Annotated in this window: 14 protein-coding genes; 10 read left to right on the top strand and 4 right to left on the bottom strand. The window is 59.9% G+C overall.

What is annotated here, in order from left to right; genetic code table 11:
- Positions 1-14 precede the first annotated feature (14 nt).
- Genes Q0K10_RS04185 through tsaB form a run of 4 tightly spaced genes read left to right on the top strand, consistent with a single transcriptional unit; the run spans position 15 to position 4375 of the window.
- Positions 15-2096, top strand: a complete 2082-nt coding sequence (locus Q0K10_RS04185) for a 2-hydroxyacyl-CoA dehydratase (RefSeq protein ID WP_294503581.1) — start codon at positions 15-17, stop codon at positions 2094-2096.
- A 17-nt stretch (positions 2097-2113) separates the two neighbouring features.
- Positions 2114-2464 carry a cupin domain-containing protein gene (locus Q0K10_RS04180; RefSeq protein ID WP_294503577.1) on the top strand — a complete coding sequence of 117 codons (351 nt, stop codon included), beginning with the start codon at positions 2114-2116 and terminating at the stop codon, positions 2462-2464.
- Between the two features lie 25 nt (positions 2465-2489).
- Positions 2490-3710 (top strand): diaminopimelate decarboxylase, encoded by a 1221-nt coding sequence (gene lysA, locus Q0K10_RS04175; RefSeq protein ID WP_294503575.1) that lies wholly within the window; start codon positions 2490-2492, stop codon positions 3708-3710.
- The gene (gene tsaB, locus Q0K10_RS04170; RefSeq protein ID WP_294503573.1) at positions 3707-4375 is read left to right on the top strand and encodes a tRNA (adenosine(37)-N6)-threonylcarbamoyltransferase complex dimerization subunit type 1 TsaB; all 669 of its coding nucleotides are present in this window, start codon (positions 3707-3709) and stop codon (positions 4373-4375) included. Before lysA ends, tsaB begins: the two co-directional genes overlap by 4 nt.
- Here the strand turns inward: tsaB and Q0K10_RS04165 are convergent.
- Together Q0K10_RS04165 and Q0K10_RS04160 are read right to left on the bottom strand one after the other, a co-directional pair.
- Entirely contained in the window at positions 4348-5001 is a 654-nt protein-coding gene (locus Q0K10_RS04165) for a hypothetical protein (protein ID WP_294503571.1), read from the bottom strand. The two genes, tsaB and Q0K10_RS04165, sit on opposite strands and share 28 nt — an antisense overlap.
- A 1-nt stretch (position 5002) precedes the next feature.
- A complete protein-coding gene (locus Q0K10_RS04160) occupies positions 5003-5641 on the bottom strand; it encodes a hypothetical protein (RefSeq protein ID WP_294503569.1) in 639 nt (212 codons plus the stop codon).
- 431 nt (positions 5642-6072) lie between these two features.
- Between Q0K10_RS04160 and Q0K10_RS04155 the strand changes: the two genes are divergently transcribed.
- Genes Q0K10_RS04155 through queA form a run of 3 tightly spaced genes read left to right on the top strand, consistent with a single transcriptional unit; the run spans position 6073 to position 9601 of the window.
- Positions 6073-7641, top strand: coding sequence for an alpha-isopropylmalate synthase regulatory domain-containing protein (locus Q0K10_RS04155; RefSeq protein ID WP_294503566.1), 1569 nt, complete (start codon positions 6073-6075; stop codon positions 7639-7641).
- 28 nt (positions 7642-7669) lie between these two features.
- Complete coding sequence (locus tag Q0K10_RS04150; protein ID WP_294503563.1) at positions 7670-8524, top strand: rhomboid family intramembrane serine protease; 855 nt, start codon at positions 7670-7672, stop codon at positions 8522-8524.
- 12 nt (positions 8525-8536) lie between these two features.
- A complete protein-coding gene (gene queA, locus Q0K10_RS04145; protein ID WP_294503560.1) occupies positions 8537-9601 on the top strand; it encodes a tRNA preQ1(34) S-adenosylmethionine ribosyltransferase-isomerase QueA in 1065 nt (354 codons plus the stop codon).
- A 10-nt stretch (positions 9602-9611) separates the two neighbouring features.
- Here the strand turns inward: queA and Q0K10_RS04140 are convergent, their stop codons facing one another.
- Positions 9612-11321 (bottom strand): TIGR01212 family radical SAM protein, encoded by a 1710-nt coding sequence (locus Q0K10_RS04140; RefSeq protein ID WP_294503556.1) that lies wholly within the window; start codon positions 11319-11321, stop codon positions 9612-9614.
- 72 nt (positions 11322-11393) lie between these two features.
- On the opposite strand from Q0K10_RS04140, the gene Q0K10_RS04135 reads away from it, so the two are divergent.
- The gene (locus tag Q0K10_RS04135) at positions 11394-12542 is read left to right on the top strand and encodes an FAD-dependent oxidoreductase (protein WP_294503553.1); all 1149 of its coding nucleotides are present in this window, start codon (positions 11394-11396) and stop codon (positions 12540-12542) included.
- A 7-nt stretch (positions 12543-12549) separates the two neighbouring features.
- Here Q0K10_RS04135 and Q0K10_RS04130 read toward each other — a convergent pair whose 3' ends face one another.
- On the bottom strand, positions 12550-13707 hold the full coding sequence (locus Q0K10_RS04130; protein WP_294503550.1) for a helix-turn-helix domain-containing protein: 1158 nt from the start codon (positions 13705-13707) through the stop codon (positions 12550-12552).
- A 205-nt stretch (positions 13708-13912) separates the two neighbouring features.
- Between Q0K10_RS04130 and Q0K10_RS04125 the strand changes: the two genes are divergently transcribed.
- Together Q0K10_RS04125 and Q0K10_RS04120 are read left to right on the top strand one after the other, a co-directional pair.
- Complete coding sequence (locus tag Q0K10_RS04125) at positions 13913-14608, top strand: type II secretion system protein (protein WP_294503547.1); 696 nt, start codon at positions 13913-13915, stop codon at positions 14606-14608.
- Positions 14609-14626: 18 nt separating this feature from the next.
- Positions 14627-19768: a glycoside hydrolase family 2 TIM barrel-domain containing protein gene (locus Q0K10_RS04120; RefSeq protein WP_294503545.1), complete on the top strand. Its 5142-nt coding sequence runs from the start codon at positions 14627-14629 to the stop codon at positions 19766-19768.
- Positions 19769-19925: the final 157 nt, after the last annotated feature.

The following is a 19925-nucleotide window of genomic DNA, read 5'->3' as shown; positions in this document are numbered from 1 at the left end:
GGAATTTTAATTTTATGGGAAATCTCTATCTTGGAATCGACATCGGTTCGACGACATTCAAGGCTGTCCTTCTGAACGAGAAGGGACAGGTGCGTCAGGCTCTTTACCGCAGGACGCGTCCGGTCGACACCGGGCGCGTGCGCTGCTCCGGCGTGTGTGCAAAATGCGGAGCCTGCAACTTCGGCCAGCTGCGGCAGACCGTCGACAAATTTCTCCTGGACGCCGGGGTCAAGGGGCTCGGAGAGATCACCTGCACGGTCGTGACCGGCAGCCAGATCGTCGAAGATACGCACGACTTTCTGCCTTACGACTTCCAGGTCAGTGAGGTGACCGCCCACGTCGCGGGCGCACGTCACTACTATCCCGACTGCAAGGCGATTCTCGACGTCGGCGGCCAGGACAGCAAGGCGATGGTCTACAACGACAAGATGCACATGTGGAACTACAAAATGAGCGGGATCTGCGCCGCCGGAACCGGAGCGTTCCTCGACAGCGTCGCAATCAAGCTCAACGTTCCGGTCGAGGAGATGGCCGACCGTGCGAACTACGGCAGCGACCTTGAATTTTCAAGTGTCTGCGCGGTGCTTTCGGCGACCAGCATCAACAAATTCAAGAACCGCTTTCCGATGGGCGACATCATCGGCGGAGCGTGCCGGGCGCAGGCCCGCACGATCATGTCCGGCGTCGGGGAGCTCTTCCTCAACTACAAGGGGGACATCGTCTTTCAGGGCGGCGTCGCCTACAACCGGGCCGTGGCGCACTATCTCAAGGAGATCACCGGCAACAACATCATCACGCCGGAGCTCCACGGAGTGATGGGCGCGCTCGGCTCGGCCTGCCTCGCGCGGCAGTTCCACACGCTGCGCGGCAAGCTCGACGTGACGCGGGGACTTCCTCCGCCGGAGCGCCATCTTGAATCGATCAATCTGCGCGCGAAAGCGACCCGCAAGGATTTCCTCGGTCACGGCAAGGAGCCGCTCGTCTGGCGCAACCTCTTTTTCCCGACCGAGATCTTGAATGCGCTCGGCGTGCGATCGCTGACGCTCGAAACCTATGCGGCGCTCTTCGCCCGCAGCCGCCACAAGGTCAAGCGCGCATTCGACCATGCGGCATGCAAGGGTTTTTCGGGGGAAACCTGCTCGTTCCTGCGTGTGCTGGAAGGGTCCCAGCTGCCGCGTCCGGCGTTCGGGGTTTCGACCTCGCAGCCGTGCCAGCAGGGGGAGCGGATCTTCCGTGACCTCGGACGCAATTACGGCCTTTCGGACCGCTTCTTCTCGCTGCAGACGCCGGCGGCAGGTGCGGACGACACGCTCGCGGTCGAACATCTCGCCGAGGAGATCGACCGCGCCGTGAACCTCATGGAGAAGGCGATGAACCTGAAGCTCGACCCGAAGCGGCTCGCCGAAGCGTGCGAACTTTCGAATGAGGCCCGCCATTATTCTCTGCTGGCGAATGAGCTGCGTTTCAACAGCCCGCCGTTGATCCGCGGCGCGCAGGCGATCTACTTCGCTTCGATCTTCAGCCAGCTCTGGGGACGGCCGGAACTCGTCGACATCCAGAAGAAACTCTTTGAGGAGCTTACGCAGATCCGCGAAGAGATCGGCGACTCTGTGAAACTTGAGGATACGCACCGGCTGCTCTGGCTGCATCTGCCGCCGTTCTACGACACGTCGCTGCTCGATTACATTGAACTCAACCGGCGCGCGCCGATCGTCTTTGAAGAGGTGAACTACATCGGCTGGGAACCGCTGGACGCGTCCGATCCGTACCGGTCGCTTGCAAAAAAGATTCTGACCACTGGATTCATGGAGCCGTCGCAGCGCGTAAAGACCATCGTCGAACAGGCGCCGAAAGCTCACTTCAACGGCTGCATCCTCTACAATCACGGTTTCGGCCGCTGTTCGATGGCGGACAGCTCGTTTGTGAAACATCTGCGCGAGGAGCTGAACAAGGCGGAGATTCCGCTGCTCGTGCTCGACGGTGACTGCGTCGATCCGACCATCGACCCGTGCAGCACCGAAACCAAGATCTCCGCCTACATCGAAGCGCTGAACGAACAGCGGTACGGCAATATCTTCGGTGCATTGAAATCGTAATTTGACAGGAGTGAAAAATGATCCGCCGAAACGGAGAGTACAAAGTCGAGTTCCGCGAGGAGATGCGCGGGGGCAAGGGGACCGTCAAGCTCGAGGAGTTCTGGGCGCCGAAAACCGAAATGCGGTCGAAGAACCGGATGTTTTCGCGCCTGACGCTGAATCCGGGCTGCTCGATCGGTTTCCATCCGCACGATGCGGAGGAGGAGATTTTCGTGGTGATCCGCGGCCGCGCCGAGGCGGACGACAATGGCGAAGTCGTCGAACTCGGCCCGGGCGATACGATCCTCACCGGCAACGGAGACGGCCACGCGATCCGTTGCATCAGCGAAGAGCCGCTTGAGCTCATCGCGGTCATTTCCACCTACTGAACCGAACGGAAGGAGCAACGTTGAAATGTTGAATCGGGAGCTTCTTCTCGCACTTGCGAAAGAGTACGATACGCCGCTGTTCGTCTACGATGGCGACATGGTTGTTGCGCGGTATCGGGATCTTTTCGGTTTCATTCCGTATCCGGGGCTGAAGATCTGCTGCGCAATGAAGGCGAATTACAATCCCGGGCTGCTCGCGCTGCTGCGCGATGCGGGAGCGGGGCTCGATACGGTCAGTCCCGGCGAAGTGATCATGGCTCTGAAACTCGGTTTCCCGAAAGAGCGGATCATCTACACGGCCAACAACATGACCGACGAGGAGTTTGAACAGGTTCTCGCGACCGGCGTGGTGATGAACATCGGTTCGCTGTCGCGGTTGCGGAAGATCGCGAAGACGCACCCCGGCATCTCATTGTGTCTGCGTTTCAATCCGGACGTCTGTGACGGGGACAACGCCAAAACGATGACGGGCGGCGACCTGACCAAATTCGGAATCCTGCTCGAATCGGTGGAGGAGGTCAAGAGCCTCGTCCGCGAGGGAAATCTGAAGGTCATCGGCCTGCACGAACACACGGGCAGCGGCCTGCAGCGGGCGGAATCGGTCTACCAGTCGATGGAGAATCTGATGGCGATCGCGACGCCGGAGAACTTCCCGGATCTCCAGTTCCTCGACTTCGGCGGCGGCTTCAAGGTTCCGTACAAACCGGGCGAGGCACGGATCGATTACGTCGCGATGGGTGCGGAGATCACGCGCCGGTTCGAAGCGTTCACGCAACGTTACGGCCGCAAGCTCGACATGCTGTTCGAGCCGGGCAAATACATCTTCGCCGAGGCGGGATATCTGCTGACCGAAGTCAATACGCTCAAGCGCAACCGCAGCCGCCTGATTGCGGGATGCGACTCGGGCTTCCCGCAGCTGATCCGGCCGGTGCTTTACGATGCGTACCACGAGGTGTGGAATCTCAGCAATCCGGACGGGAAGCCGCAGGTCTACGACGTTTGCGGCAACATCTGCGAGACGGGCGACCGGTTCGCCGAGCAGCGTGAACTGCCGGAGATCCGGGAATATGACATTCTCGCGATCCGGAACGCCGGAGCGTACTGTTATTCGATGGGCGGGGTCTACAATCTCCGGGCGATGCCTGCGGAGGTGGTGGTCTCCGGCGGAAAGGTCGTCTATGTCCGGAGACGGCTGAGCTCCGAGGAGCTCTGCGACCAGATTCTGAAAGAGGGCAGATCGTTATGAACGGCAATTTTGCGGCGGCGCTCGACCTCTCGGGACGGGAGGCCGGTTTTGCGCTGCTGGACGGGACGAAAATACTTTTGTCGGCCACGCGGCCGATGCGGGGGCGCGATTCGGCGCAGCTTGCGGCCTGGGCCGCCTCGGAACTGGACAAGGCGGGGATCGGGCTCAATTCGGTCGCGAAGTGGAGCGTCGGCTCCGGGCCGGGGAGTTTCACCGGCATGCGGCTTGCGGCGGCGCTCGTGAACGGCTGGACCTTCGGCAAAACGGGAATCGAGACGAGATGTGTGCCGACTGCGGTGGCGCTCGCGGCGAATCTCGCCGCTCCGGCGGAAGGGAGCCGCATCGGCGCGCTCTTCGACGGGCGGAATCGCGAGCTGATTTTGTTTGAGATGGAGATCCGCAACGGGGAACCGGTTCCGACCGGGCTGGAAAAGGTGCTGAACGCGGAACAGGCGGCGGAGTTTTTCGCCTCTTACCCGGCCGATCACCTGATCGCGCTCGAGGCGGAGCGGCCCGCGCTTGAGAAACTGCTTGCGCCGGAAGTCGCGGCGAAAATCGAAGCGTTCGATTCGGTCAAGCCCGAGGCGCTTGCGCTCGCGCAGTACAAGCCGTTCGACAACAAGCTCGCGGACCTGGTCTACATCCGCCCCGCCGTATTCTCCTGAGCGGGCGGAGGGTCGCGAAATATGTTCCGGATGCGTTCCTGCTTCAACTCCGCGAACTCTTCCGGCGAGAGGATATTCTCGATTCGCAGCTGTTCAAGGATTTCGAATGCCTGCGGATCCCACCCGCAGGTTATGCAGTGCATCTGCATTTCGAAAGAAGAGTAACGCTTCAGGGCGGTCTCCAATTCGGCCAGGAACGCTGTTTGTTCGGCCGTTTTTCGGCGTGGAACCGGAATTCCGAAACGGTTGCCGTTCTCGTATTCGATCAGATACCAGACCCCCATCCGTTTCCCCCGGCTGGCCCCCGTTTCTGACGAGGAGGTATACGTGAGGAGCATCAGAACGAGCGCGGCAAACGCGAATCCCGTCAGAATTCCGGCAGTCGCGCCGCTGGAGGCGAATCCGGCGGCCGTCAGTAGCTGGAGCATGCTCGCGGTTCCTCCATACCGGAGAAACCGCCAGAAATTCGCGGTATAGTGGTAACAACTCAGAACCGGGAGCTGTCTGCGCAGAGGGATGGTATAGTTGACCTGCTGTCCGCCGGAACGGTCCTCCACGAGCAGACTTCCTTTCCGCAGCCACAAGCGCATTTTCCCGAAACGGGTGAAGTTGGCGGAATCGGTCATACTATTCAAAACCTATATTTCGCTGCAATCCGTTTCCGCCGAACAGCTTTCGGCAGATTTTATCATATTTTTCCCCGGTGAGGATGCCGTCAGCTTTCAGGGAATCGAACTCCCGGCGCAGCTTTTCGACCTGCCCGTATCCATTCAGGTCCGGCCGGTAAAAGCAGAATTTACCGGCGATCTTCCGTTGCAATTCCCGGACGAACGGTTCGGCGGCGACATCGGTTCCATACGGAAACCAGATGAAGAGCTTCCGGTTATTCAGGCTGCTGGAGAAGACCACCGCCTTCTCGCGTTTGAATCTCCGGAGAATCCACAGGACGGACGATGCAATCACCATAATTGCGGCGAAAACCAGATAGAACAGCGCGTTTGAACAGATTTCCCGCCAGCTTTCCCCCGAGAATACGGCGGTCAGAAACGGCAGTGCGGCACCGATCAAACAGAATATCGCTCCATTTCTGTAATTTTTCGCCGGCGTGGAGATGGAATCGTAATCGGGGTTGAATTCCGGGAGCCAGAACCATTCCACCCATTCGGAATTCCAGCTTTTCCCGCTCAGGCAAACCCAGTTTCCATCGTCGGATTCCCGGTACCTGATCCGCAAAACCGGTGGCTTACGGTAAAGATGTTCAAGCATAATCGGCTCCCCTGGTTTCAGATGCTTAAGATACATTCGGGCCGTTTTTTTTCAAGAGAAAGTTTTTCAAAAAGATTTTTCGCTTTCTGCCGGCAAGAATTCCGGCGGGGAAAGGTTGATTTTTCCGGGAAACATAGTATATTGTAAAGAAATTTATTTCCATTGTCGTATTTTTTTATTTGCGGGGGAGTTCCGATGCGTTTTGCCAGACCGGTACCGAAAAACCGGATCATGCTGATTCCGATCGGCATTAGTCGGGGTCATGCCGGTGCGTGCGCCGGGATGACCCGTAAAATGCGTTCGGGAGCTGCCGGATAGACAGGTTGCAAAACCGCAGAAAGTGGAAGAAAGACCATGCCGCACCCCGGATTGGAATCGCACGGCATGGTCTTTTTGTACATGGAAACAGGAAAAATCAAGGTTGAAATCAGATGAAATCCAGACATAGATCCGACAATTACGTGGAAATCATGGATACCACGCTGCGCGACGGCGAACAGACGCCGGGAGTGGCGTTCACCCCTGCGGAGAAGCTCGAACTCGCGAAGATGTTCATGAACCGGCTGAAAGTGGACCGGCTCGAAATCGGCTCGGCCCGCGTATCCGACGGCGAACGGGACGCGGTTTCGACGATCCTCAAATGGGCGGAGCACCGCGGCTGCCTCGAATCGATGGAGATCCTCGGATTCGTCGACGGCGGACGGTCGATCGACTGGATCCGTGAAACCGGCGGGAAAGTCATCAATCTGCTGACGAAAGGCTCTGAAAATCACTGCCGCGTTCAGCTGCGCAAATCGCCCGCCAAACACTTTGAGGATGTCGTCAACGAGATCCATTATGCGGAACAGCAGGGGATCAAGGTCAACGTCTATCTGGAGGACTGGTCGAACGGCATGCGCCACAGTTTCGCGTACGTCCACGAATTTCTGACCCGGCTGCAGGGGCTGCCGGTCGAGCGGATCATGCTGCCGGACACGCTCGGAATTCTCGACCCGACCGAGGTGGCGACCTATCTGGAGTGGCTCTACCGCGCATTTCCCGATCTGCGGCTCGACTTTCACGGGCACAACGACTACGGCATGGTGACGGCGAACAGCCTCGCGGCGGTCCGGGCGGGCGTGAACGGAATCCACACCACGATCAACGGACTCGGCGAGCGGACCGGCAATCAGGCGCTCGCCCAGCTCGTGGTCGCGATCAACGACATGACCAACCGCAGGGTGCGGGTGGTCGAGATGGAGCTTCAGCATGCGTCGGAACTCGTGCAGAGCATCTCCGGCAAGCGTTGCGCGTGGAACTATCCGGTGGTCGGATCCGACGTCTTCACGCAGACTTGCGGCGTCCACGCCGACGGCGACAAAAAGGGAAACCTCTACGCGAATCTGCTCTTGCCGGAGCGGTTCGGGCGGCGGCGCAACTATGCGCTCGGCAAGCTCTCCGGCAAGGCGTCGATCGACCAAAACCTCGAGGCGATGAATCTCGAACTCGCGCCCGAAGTGCGTCAGAAAGTGCTTCAGGAGGTGATCCGGCTCGGGGACAAGAAGAAGAGTGTCTCCCCGTCGGACCTGCCGTTCATCATCGCGGAGGTCCTGAGTTCCCCGCTGGAATCGCGGTTGAAAGTCGTCGATTATGAAATCAGCACCCGCTCCGGCGGCACACCGAAAGCGCGTGTCGCGGTGGAAATGGACGGCGTGAAAGCCGAGGCGACTTCCCCGGGCGACGGCGGTTACGACGCATTCATGCGGGCGCTGCGGAAGTGCATGAAGACTTTCAACCTCACGCTCCCGAAGCTGGTCGACTACGAAGTGCGCATCCCGCCGGGGGGCAAAACCGACGCGCTCGTCGAAACCACGATCACCTGGGCGCTCCCGGGAAAACACGTCACGACCACCGGCATCGATCCGGATCAGATCGTCGCTGCCATCTTCGCAACCGAAAAGATGCTGAATCTGCTGCTGCCGGGAAAACCGGCGGAAAGCGGCGCGGCAGAAACACGCTGAACAGAAACATCGAAAGGAATCGTTTTTCATGGCTTTATACGACCGAGGCTATATGCGCGGCTCCTCGCCCGGAGAGCAGGCCCTCTCCGGGATGGGGATGATTATGGTGTTGATCGCCATCAACGTTGTTCTGTTTCTGGCGGGAAATATTCTGCCGGGCCTTGCCGAGATGTTGCTGCTCACGCCGCAGGGAATCCGCAGCGGGCGGATTTATCAGCTCGTCACGGCGGGGTTTCTGCATCTGGAATTTTTCCATCTTTTCTTCAACATGTGGGGGCTCTATCTGTTCGGGGGGCTGGTCGCGCCGCACATCGGCGGCAGGCGCTTTTTGTTGCTCTACCTGATCGGAGCGGTCACCGGGAATCTGCTTTATCTGGTTTTAAACTGGCATTCGGCGGGGGGATTGCTCGGCGCTTCCGGGGCGGTGTTCGCGGTGATGGTGGCGGCGGCACTGCTTGAGCCGAACCAGCAGTTCTACATCTTTCCGCTGCCGGTTCCGATGAAGACGCGGACGCTCGTCATCTGCTACACGATCCTCGAAGTGATTCTGCTGGCCAACAACAAGGACGGCATCGCCCACCTCGCGCACCTCGGCGGTGTGATCGGCGGTTATCTCTACATGAAGTTGAGCTTCGGCAACCGTCTTTCCTGGGATCCGTTCCGGCGGAAACCGGCGGCATGGCGTCCGCAATTCCGCGGCGGCGCTCCGGAGCCGCCGCCCGTCGGAAGAGCGGGGAACGCGGCGCAGTCCGGCGGGCCGGTCGGAGCGCGGGAACTCGACGCGCTGCTCGACAAAGTGTCGCGCTACGGCATCAACAGTCTTTCCGAGTACGAACTTGCCCGGCTGCGGCAGGCGCGCGAAGAGATGCGCGGCGGAAAGTAGGACGAATCGATCATGCTCAGCACCTCGCTTTTCGACTACGATCTCCCGCCGGAGCTCATCGCCCAGCATCCCGCCGAACGGCGGGACGGGTCGCGCATGCTCGTGCTTGACCGGGTAACCGGGGCGTGTGAAATCCATCCGTTCGGGGCGATCCGGGAGTATCTTTCGCCCGGAGACGCGCTCATCTACAACGATACGCGCGTTCTGCGCGGCCGCATGTATGCGCGCAAGAACGGCGATCCGGCCGGAGCGAAATTCGAGCTGCTGCTCGTGCAGGCGCTCGACCCGGAGCGGCGGCGCTGGAACGCGCTGCTCAAACCCGGCAAGCGCGCATTGCCCGGCGTCTTCGCTCAACTGCTCGAAAACGACGGAACGCTCAACGAAAACGGCGACGGCTTCACCGTTCTCGGCCGCAGCGGCGACGGCGGATTCGAGATCGAATTCAATACGCCCGATTCGGACCGGCTCCAGGCGCGTTACGGCCACATTCCTCTGCCGCCTTACATCACGCGCGGCGACGAAACCGCCGACGCGGAACGTTATCAGACCGTCTACGCCGAAAAAGCCGGAGCGGTCGCCGCACCGACCGCGGGACTTCACTTCACGCCGGAAATCCTGGCCGACCTCACGGCAAAGGGGGTGCGGGAAGCGGCTGTGACACTGCACGTCGGCCCCGGAACCTTCAAACCGGTTTCGGTCGAAAATGCCGAGGAGCATCAGATGCACTCCGAGGAGTATTTTCTGACACAGGAGACGGCGGAGCTCATCAACGCGACCCACGCGGCGGGAAAGCGCGTGCTCGCGGTCGGAACCACAACCGTGCGGACGCTCGAAAGCTGCGCCGATCCGGATGGAACCGTTCATCCCGCCCACGGCAATACTCGGATTTTCCTCTATCCGCCCTATCGGATCCGGGCGGTGGATCTGCTGCTGACGAACTTCCATCTGCCGAAGAGCACGCTGCTCATGCTGGTTTCGTGCTTCTGCGACCGCGAGAAAGTGCTTGCGGCATACGAGCTCGCGATCCGCGAAAAGATGCGCTTCTACAGCTACGGCGACTGCATGCTCCTGAAGTGAGTCTCTCAGCTTATGCCTTGAACCACTTCGGGACGCCGCGGCGGCGGAGGCGGGCGACGGTGGCTTCACGGCGGCGGAAGAGCTCCTCGCGGCTCCCCGCGAGCGTCGGGTCGCGGTAGGCGGTTCCGGCGGTCGAGCGCAGGATGATGCCGCGCTCTTTCTCCGGGAGCGGCAGCGGCGGCAGCGCCGGATCGAACGCCGCGACCGTACCGCCGCGCTTGCGGCCGAACGGCTCCGACTCCCCGACCGCAAGTCCAGCCCGCAAAAGCGCACCGCGATACGGAAACGCACTGCAGTAACTCACGATCACGCCGTCGTGTTTCAGCAATCGCGCGAGCTGCCGCACGAAATCATAGCTCCACAGCTCCGGGTTGCAGTCCGGCGAAAAGCCGTCCTGAAAGATCACGTCGAAACTCCCCGGTTCAAGCCGGGAGACCCTATCGCGCGCGTCGCCGCAGAGCAGTTCGACCCGGCCTTCGCCTTCTACAAAACACCCGGTCTGCGCGAGCGCTTCGACGAGGCGGAATTCAAGGCTTTCCGAAGGATAAAGTCCGCGGGCCGCATGCAGAACGCGCGGATCGTTCTCGAGTGTGACGATTTCGCAGTTTCCCCCACAGCGCAACGCTGCACTGCAGTTCGTCCCGAGCCCGAACCCGATGTCGAGCACGCGGACCGGTTTCCCGCCGGCGAGCCGTTCCCGCAGCCGGGACGGCTGAACGAACTTCCGCTCCGCCTCGGTCGCCGCTCCCGCGAGCGAATGAAAATGCTGACGGAATCCGGGATGGTAGAGCGTCGGCGAACCGTCGCCGGTCGTGACCCCCGCGAACCCGCCGTTCGAGGGGGGATTCCGGAACTGTTCCCGGAAGAAATCGAGAAAACGGCTCTTGGACATCCACCAGCGCGGCGTGATGATCCGCTCCGGCTCCGCCTCGGCCGTGAGACGCATGATGAGCCACTCTTCCGGCAGTTCGCGCAGAAATCCGCCGATCCAGTCGGCGTACTCGTACTCGTTGAGTCCGGCGGGCTTGACCGGAAAATCGGGCGACGCGAGCGGCGTCCCTTTCAGCGTCAGAAGCGGATGGAGCTTGACTGCCCGGAACGGCAGAACTGCAATGCGGCGCGCGGATTCCAGGAACATCGCGCGATCCTCCCCCGGCAGTCCCGCAATCATGTGACAGCCGACCCGGATCCCGGCCGCGTCGAGCCGCCGCACGGCATCCTCCACCGCCGCGAAATCGTGACCGCGCCGGATCAGCTCCAGCGTCGAATCGTGCGCACTCTGGACGCCGAGTTCGACCCATACCTCGTAATCGCGCGCAAGTTCCGCGAGAAAATCGACCGTCCCGGGCGGCAGAGCGTCGGGGCGCGTCCCGACGATCACGATCGCGAACGGAGCAAGCGCAAGCACCTCGCCATAAAGTTTCCGCAAAGTTTCCACCGGCGCATAGGTCGAAGTGAACGCCTGAAAATAGGCGATGTAAGGAGCCGTCGCTCCATAACGGTCGGTCACGAACCGGATTCCCGCCTCGACCTGCCCGGCGAGGTCGAGATGGCGCGCGAGATGACGTGCCCGGTTCCCGTCCTCGGCGCAGTAGACGCAGCCCGGCCCGAACCGGTTCAACCGGTTCGGACAGCCCAGCGCGAGGTCGATGCCGATCCGGTGGCGTTTCCCTCCGTATTTCTTTGCGATATAATCGCTGAAAAAATGAAGTTCTTCCATTGACTTGCCGTTCCTGTCGCGGTAATGTAAGGGAAGGATACGGAAATTGCAACTGCGTAACGGAGGTTTTTCATGAAAATCGCGATCATCGGCGGCGGCGTCGCCGCATTCGAGGCGGCAAAGAACATCCGCACCCTTTCGGACGATGCGGAAATCACGATCTACAGTCGCGAGGCGGTGCCCCCCTACCGGAGACCGGCACTGTCGCGTATGGCTGCAGAAGAGCTTGCCGACGCGCAGTTCTTCATCAAGCCGGCCGCATTCTATGCGGAGAACCGGATCGGTCTCGAACTCGGGCGCACGCTTCGTGCGATTGACCCGAACACGAAAACCCTCACGTTCGACTCGGGCTCTCCATCGACGTATGACCGGCTGCTGCTTGCGACCGGTTCGCACTGCTTCTACCCGCCGGTGCCGGGAATGGATCTTGACGGCGTGATGTCCCTGCGCGAATACGCTGATCTTCAGAAACTGCGCGCACGTCTCGATGCGGGGGTGAAAAATGCCGCGGTCATCGGCGGCGGACTGCTCGGGCTCGAGCTTGCGCAGAGCCTGCTTGAGCGCGGCTGTCTCGTCACGGTGTTCGAAGGTTCTCCGCTGCTGCTGCCGCGCAACCTCGACGAGGAAGCCGCCGGATTCGTCCTGAAGAAGCTCGGCGAAATTGAAAATCTGACGCTCCGGTTCGGCTGCCGGGTAGAAGCAATTGCGGGAGAAGCGGGAAAAGCCACCGGCGTGACGCTCCAGGACGGAACAAACGAAGCGGATCTGGTCATGGTCTCCGCCGGAGTACGTTCGAACATCGAAGTCGCCGCGGCGGCCGGGATTCCGTGCAACCGCGGAATCGTGACCGACCGATTCCTGCGCACGGGAATCGCGGACATCTACGCGGCGGGAGATTGCGCCGAAGTGGAAGGAGCCTCCTACGGACTCTACGACGCCGCCCGGTCGATGGGAACCGTCGCCGCACACAATCTGCTCGGGGAGGAACAGCCGTTCGTACCGCAGGCGTATCCGGCCCGGCTCTCGGTGTTCGGCATAAAACTCTTCTCCGCCGGAAAACTTGCGGGCGCGCGCAGCGAAACCACGCAGGACGCCGCGACCGGAACTTTCCAAAAACGTTTCTATGACGAAGCGGACCGTCTTGTCGGCTGCATTCTGGTCGGCGACCTGCGCGAAGCCGTGAAACTCCAGTCGCAGATCGCAGTTCCGACGCAGGGATGAGACGGCATCACGCCGGATCGTGTTTCTGCGGAGCATGGCGCCGCAACATCCGGTAGGCACCGGGAGCCATGCCGGTTTCCCGCTTGAACGCCAGCGAGAGCGCCATGTCGGAACCATACCCGACCCGGCGCGCCACCTCCGAAAGCGGCAACTCGGTTCCGTCGAGCAGATGACGGATCTGATTCATGCGGATCTCCTGCAGAAACCGGCGCGGCCCCTTGCCGAACTGCTGCTGAAACAGCCGGATCAGCATTCCGCGGGAGACGCCTGCAATGCGCGCGGCGTCTTCCACTCCGATGAAATTCATGTAATTCTGGAGGAAGAATCCGACGGCTTTGGCCAGTCGGAAATCCGTCACCGCCAGTGAATCGGTGCTGCGCCGCGAGATGATCGAGGAGGGAGTCACATAAATCGGCTCCTCGGGAATCTTCTCGCCAGCCATCATCCGGTCGAGAAGTTCGGGCAGTTTGCGGCCGAGCACCGGAAATTCGCCGCTGACGTAGGAGGTCGGCACCATTGCGTTTTCGGTCACGTTCCAGTCATCGGTATTGCAGAGTACGGAGACCTCTTCCGGAACCCGCAATCCGAGTTCCTCCAGCGTCCGGTAGATGATCGGCAGCACCGTGCTTGCCGAGAGAATGAGAGCGAACGGGCGGGGGATTTCAGAAAAAAAACGGCGCAGCAGCTTGCGGCGTTTGTGATAATCATTCCAGTCGGCTCTCGGCAGCCATCCCTCCCAGAGACAACTGAAGAGCTGGAGTTCACGCGATTCAAGCTCATGCTGCACGGCCATGAGCACATCCCGGGGTTTGCCGTCGATATCTTCCGGGAAGATTTTCGATGCCGCGGTCGCGAATCTCGTAAAACCCTTGTCCATGAAATAGTCGACGATCATTCCGGCGATCTGCTGCGTATCCGGGCGGATTGTACGGATGTTTTCCCGTGGCGGCAGCAGTCGCGACACCGTCGGAGTCGACTTGAAGTCCATGACCGCTGCAAAATCCGGCAGCTCCAGATAATCCGAAATGATCCCGTCCCCCGACCAGTGGCCGGGAATCTGCCGGCCGCATCGTTCGATCTGCCAGTTGTGTTCCCGGCCATATTCGTAAATCGGTCTCAGAATCTCCTCGTTCGGTTCCATCAGGGCGCAGAGAATGTGTTTCATGGCAATACCGGATTGTGCAAATTATATAAAAATCTCGCGTTAATATATTGTTTTTTCAGGTATTTTCAAGAAAGACGGGCGAATTGGCGTGTTTCTGAGACAAAAAATATATTTATCCCGAACTTTAATATATTGACTTTTCAATTCGTCTCAGGTATAATTAAAAGCAGAGGGACGCGAAAACATTCACCGCAGGAGGGATGAAATGAAACGGAAATGGTTTACTTTGATAGAGTTGCTCGTTGTGATCGCGATCATCGCAATACTTGCGTCGATGTTGCTGCCGGCGCTGAATCAGGCGCGGCAGCGGGCACGGGGCAGCGCCTGCCTCAACAATCTCAAGCAGATGATGACCTACACGCAGATGTATCTGGATTCCTATGACGGAGTCATCGTCTGTGAGGGGGGAAACGAGACCTGGTCAGGATGTTTGAGACGGGGAGGCTTTGTTCAGCTTTCCGACTGGAAAGCGTTCAACTGTCCGGATGCACCGATTCCCAAGGGCAACATCAGCGATGACATCAAAGTCAGCTCTTATGCCTATCCGGCTAATTATCTGGGGTTATGCGTTCTCGATGAAAAGTATTACGATGGATATCCAAGTCCTTACAAGCTCAGCGCACCGGGTGTGACCGGGGGAACCATGTTGAACTTCAAACTGATGAAGCAGCCGTCGAGTTTTCTGTTTCTTGCCGACGGCAGAAATGCCGACGGATATTCGGTTTCAAAATTCTATCCGATCGGCGATTTCGGCACCTGGGGCAGCGGGCCCTGGCGCGGACATAATCGTTCTCAATTTTCCGTGAACTGGGCGGATGGACACGCATCCTTTATCGGGGAAGCGGAATTGCGGGCTACCACGATCGGTCAGACCACTACGATCAAATGGGCTGCGGAATAGCGGAATTTGGAGATGTTCATGAAAAAATTTTTTTCATTGCTTATCGTGTTCGCGGCGTCGCTGCTTCCAGCTGCGAATCTGATTGTCGACCCCGGGACGGGGAAGCTCCGGGGCGGGAAAGCTCCCGCGGGGATCACAGCTGAACTCCGTGACGGGAGAGGGTTCATCACGATCGAGGGTGAAAATCGCCAGCTGAACATGGTTCTTCCCCTGAAAGCCGGAGAGCGGTTCGTGCGGGTGCGGATGCGCATGCGGGTCACGGGGGTCGTTCCCGCCGCCGAATCCTGGCAGGACGCCCGGCTGGCGATGCGTTTTTACGACCGGAACGGGAAAGGCGTCGGCGAATGGCCGCAGGTTTTCAGCGCACGCGGTACGGGGGATTGGATCGATTGCGACCGGCTCTATCCGGTTCCGGAAGGTGCGGTCTCGCTGACCCTCGGCCCGGCGAACTTCGGAACAGCCGGAAAAGTGGAATTCGCCGATCTGCTGGTCGAGGCCGTGAACGAACGTCCCTCCCCGGTTGCGAATCTGATTGTCGACCCCGGGACGGGGAAGCTCCGGGGCGGGAAAGCTCCCGCGGGGATCACAGCTGAACTCCGTGACGGGAGAGGGTTCATCACGATCGAGGGTGAAAATCGCCAGCTGAACATGGTTCTTCCCCTGAAAGCCGGAGAGCGGTTCGTGCGGGTGCGGATGCGCATGCGGGTCACGGGGGTCGTTCCCGCCGCCGAATCCTGGCAGGACGCCCGGCTGGCGATGCGTTTTTACGACCGGAACGGGAAAGGCGTCGGCGAATGGCCGCAGGTTTTCAGCGCACGCGGTACGGGGGATTGGATCGATTGCGACCGGCTCTATCCGGTTCCGGAAGGTGCGGTCTCGCTGACCCTCGGCCCGGCGAACTTCGGAACAGCCGGAAAAGTGGAATTCGCCGATCTGCTGGTCGAGGCCGTGAACGATCCCGCCGCAATGAATCGTGATGTCCCGCCGCCCGGCGGGCTGACCGTGGAGGAGCTTTTTTCGCTCGCCGATGCGGAACATGTCACCACTCCGAGCCGGGAACGGATCTGCCTCAATGGACTCTGGCAGTTCCGGCCCGTTCTGCAGAAAGAGGAGATTGCGGCCCTCCCTCCGGAGGGATCGGGTTGGGGATACTTCAAAATTCCGGGGGCGTGGCCGGTCGCAGCCAACGGCATGAGTTTTTATCTCTCTCCGCTCCTCATGGCCGAGATTGATCCGTGGAAGCTCAACAGTGCCTGGTATCGCCGGGAGATCGAGGTCCCTGCAGAGTGGAGCGGTCGGGAAATCATACTTTCCGCCGACTTGATCCAGAGTTGCGCGAAGATTTTCGTGGACGGTATCGAAGCGGGGGAGTTCTACTATCCCGGCGGCGAGGCGGATCTGACCGGAAAACTGATCCCCGGGAAGAAGCAGACACTTGCACTTCTGGTCAGCGCGAACCCTGAGGAGAGCGCGACTTTCATGGCGGCCGACCGCCTCATCAAAAACCAGAGCGCGCTGCAGAACCGCGGCATCACCGGAAATCTCTTCCTGGAATCGCGTCCGACCGGTGCGGCGGTTTCCGACGTCCACGTTATCACTTCGGTACAGAATGCCGCGATCACTTTTGACACCGGTTTTGTCGCGCTGCCGGCGGGACGCTACCGCCTGGAGGCGGAACTGTTCGACGCAGACGGCAGGGCGGTGAAGCGGTTTCTCTCCACACCGTTCCGTTCCACGGGGAAACCCGGATTCCGCCACTCGTTCGGCGGTGCCTGGCAAAATCCGAAGCTCTGGGACATCGACACCCCGGGAAATCTCTACACGGCGAAAGTCCGGCTGCTCGACGACAAGGGCGGTCTGCTCGACGAATTTCTTCCGCAGGAGTTCGGATTCCGCGAATTCTGCATCGATGGTCGCGACTTTTACCTGAACGGCCGGAAGATCCATTTGCGCGCGCTGGTCACCAAGACCCCGCAGGAGGCCGATTTCGGTTCGGAACTCTGGATCGAACACCTGGTTCGTGCCGCGCGCGGTTTCGGCGCAAATTTTCTTATCGGCTGGAATTACAGTTTTTCTCCTGGCGTATTCTGTTATCTCGACGGGTTTCACCGGGGGACTTCCCGGCGAGGTATGCTGACCTCGCTAACTCTGCCGCATTTCAAAGATTTCAACTCGAATCTCAAAGATCCGGAACAGGCCGCAGCCTACCGGAGACAGGCGGAACACCTGATCCGCCGTTTTCAGAATGTTCCAGGCGTCGTTATGCTGGTCATGAATCACAACGCGACCGGTTACTCCGGCGATCAGAATCCGATGCGGATCGGCACCGCCTATAAACCCGAAGAGGCTCTGCCGGATGGAGCACTTGCGAACCGCGCCCAGGCCGTGCTCGCGGAAAACATCGCCCGGAAACTCGATCCGAGCCGCCCGATTTATCACCATGAGGGAGGCAACATCGGCGACGTCTATACCCTGAACTGCTATTTGAACTGGGCGCCGCGGCAGGAGCGGGCCGACTGGCTCGAAAACTGGGAGAAAAACGGCACGATGCCGCTCGTCTTCGTTGAATGGGGGCTGCCGCACGTCGCAAGCTGGTCGAGTTACCGCGGTCCCTCTTTCATCTGGTCGACCAAAGGGCTGCAGTGCCTGTGGACCAATGAGTTCAATGCCGCAATCCTCGGTGAGAAAGCCTACCGTGACGAACCTGCCAAACAGAAACTCTATGACCATCAGGAGAAGATGATCAAGGGGAATGAATTGACCTTTTTCAGCGCCCTCGGCGGAAACAGCATTATGAACCGCGTCGAGGATGTGAACCGTGTCCGGGCCTATTATGCGCAGAGAGTATTCCGCTCGTTGCGCGCCAGGGGGATCTCCGGCATCCTGCCGTGGGATCAGTTCCTCTGCTGGAAATGGGTGGCGGATGGTCCGGGCGTACGGCAGAATCCCGATCGCTTCCGGAATCTGAAACAGCCCGGACTTGTTCCGGATCTGCTGATTCCGCGCGGCGAGTATATCAACAATCCTTTTGCCAGGTACGAACTCAATACGACCGGCGAGGCGGTGCACGCGGGATTCACCGAATTTCTCGGCTGGATCGGCGGCAAATCCGGTGATATCACCGAAGAGGGACACAATTTCCGCCCCGGCGAAACCGTGCGGAAAACCCTCGTGGTTTTGAACGACAGCCGTCGGGAAGCGAAAGTCGAATGGCGCTGGAGAGTTCCGACCCTCGGAATCGAAAAAAGCGGCAGCACAGTCGTCGCTCCCGCGGGCCGCTGCGATCTGCCGGTGGAATTCACCATCCCGACCGCCGGAGCACCGGAGAAGTTCGCGCTCGAGGCGGAGTTCGATTTCCCGGGACAGGGGAGAAGCTGTGATCGTTTCATGGTCGATCTTGTCGCGCAGGCTGCGGTGAAACTCGCTTCGAGAGTCGGTCTCTACGATCCGGAGGGGAAAGCCTCACTGCTTTTGAACCGGCTCGGGATTCCGTTCCGTACGGTCCATTCCGACCGCGATCTGAACGGGATTGAGATTCTGATCCTCGGGCGCAATGCGCTGCACGGATTTCCGCTGCATTTGTCGCAGCGACTGGAAAACGGGCTGAAACTCCTTGTGCTCGAACAGCCGGCGCAGGAGCTGAACCGGCTCGGACTGCGCACGACGGAACAGGGATTCCGTGAAGTGTTTTCCGTGTCGGATTTCAGCGGAGATTTGCGGGACTGGCGCGGCAGTGCGACTCAGCTGCCGGGAACCTTTCCGCTTGTGCCCTATGAGGCAACCTCGCCGCAGTGGGACTGGAACGGTTTCAGCAACACCCGGGTCTGGCGGGCCGGCAACCGCGGCAGCCTCACGGAAGTGCTGTTTGAAAAGCCGCAGGTCGGAAACTGGAATCCGCTGCTGCAGTGCGGTTTCGATCTGCAGTATGTGCCGCTGGTCGAGTTTGTCGAGGGAAAAGGCCGGATCATGTTCTGCCAGCTTGCAGTCACAGGCCGTACGGAAATTGAGCCGCAGGCCGATGATCTGCTTGGCCGGGCATTGGAGCGACTCGATTCCGCCCGCGGTCCCGCCCCCCGGAATGTGCGATATCTGGGCGGTTCGGAGGGGGCCGCTCTGCTCGACGCGCTGCGCATTCCCCGCTCTGCCGACTCCGGTTCGACTCCGGCGGAAACGCTGCTGGTGCTCGGCCCGGGCGCAGAGCCGGGTGATCTGACTGACGCGGTGGCTGCCGGGCTGAATGTACTCGCTCTCGGATTCGGACAGGCAGAGCTCGAATCCATGCTGCCCGGAAAATTCCATCTCCAGTCCGGCGGATATTATTCCGATCAAGTGGAGAACCTGCGCGCGACGCCGGAGTTCACCGGAATCGGCAACGCGGAACTGCACTGGCGCGGGAAAATGCAGTTTGACGCCTTTGCGCCGGATTCCGCGGGCGGACGTTCTCTCGGAATTGTCCGGCACGGGAAAGGTGTTTTCGTAAGTTGCCAGCTTCCGCCGTGGAAATTCGACGAGGAAGAGTTTTACTACCGGACGACCCGGCGGCGGTCGACTTTCCTCGTCTCCCGTCTGGCCGCGAATCTCGGAGCACGTTTTGAAAGCGGACTCTTCGCTCTGTTCGACGGCGTGAAAGGCAATCTCAAATTCGAGTTGCCGAACGATCGTTGGATCGGCATCGCCGATCCCGAGGGAGAGGGGCGCGACCGGGGATGGATGAACCCGGATTTCCGCCCGAATTCCAGATGGCGTCCGGTTCGGGTGCCGGGAAATTTCGATGTGCAGTTCAAAGAGCTGGCGAAATACGATGGGCTCTTCTGGTATCGGCTGGAATTTGAACTGCCCGGAGAGTTTGCTTCTTCCGGCGATGTTGAGCTGTTCCTCGGGGCGATTGATGATGAATCCTGGACCTGGCTGAACGGGCACTTCCTCGGAGAGGTCACCAAACAGACCCATCCGGATAACTACTGGGAGGCGGCCCGCATCCATCATGTGGATTCCGATTGGCTTCGCCCCGGAAAAAATGTGCTGGTTGTGCTCTGCAACGACACCTACCGGTACGGTGGAATCCTCGGAATTCCCAAGTTCAAGATTCCCCGGAGATTCGATTTCTACACGGATCGGCCGATCGCCTCCGACGATCCGTACCGCTACTATCGCTGGTAATCTCCGGCGGCCGCTTCCCGGCGGAGCGCTCTGCTCCGCCTTTTTCCAGGGAGGGGCCGCCGGTCGCTTTTTTTCATTTTTCTTCTGCCGCGCACTTGCTTTTTTTCTCCTCTTTGCATCATAATATTTACAGGTAATATTACATGTAAACATCGAG

Source organism: uncultured Victivallis sp. (assembly GCF_944391105.1).
In the GTDB taxonomy this organism is placed as follows: domain Bacteria; phylum Verrucomicrobiota; class Lentisphaeria; order Victivallales; family Victivallaceae; genus Victivallis.
The sequence above is the reverse complement of the archived record's forward strand: the minus strand, read 5'-3'. Positions and strand labels throughout refer to the sequence as shown.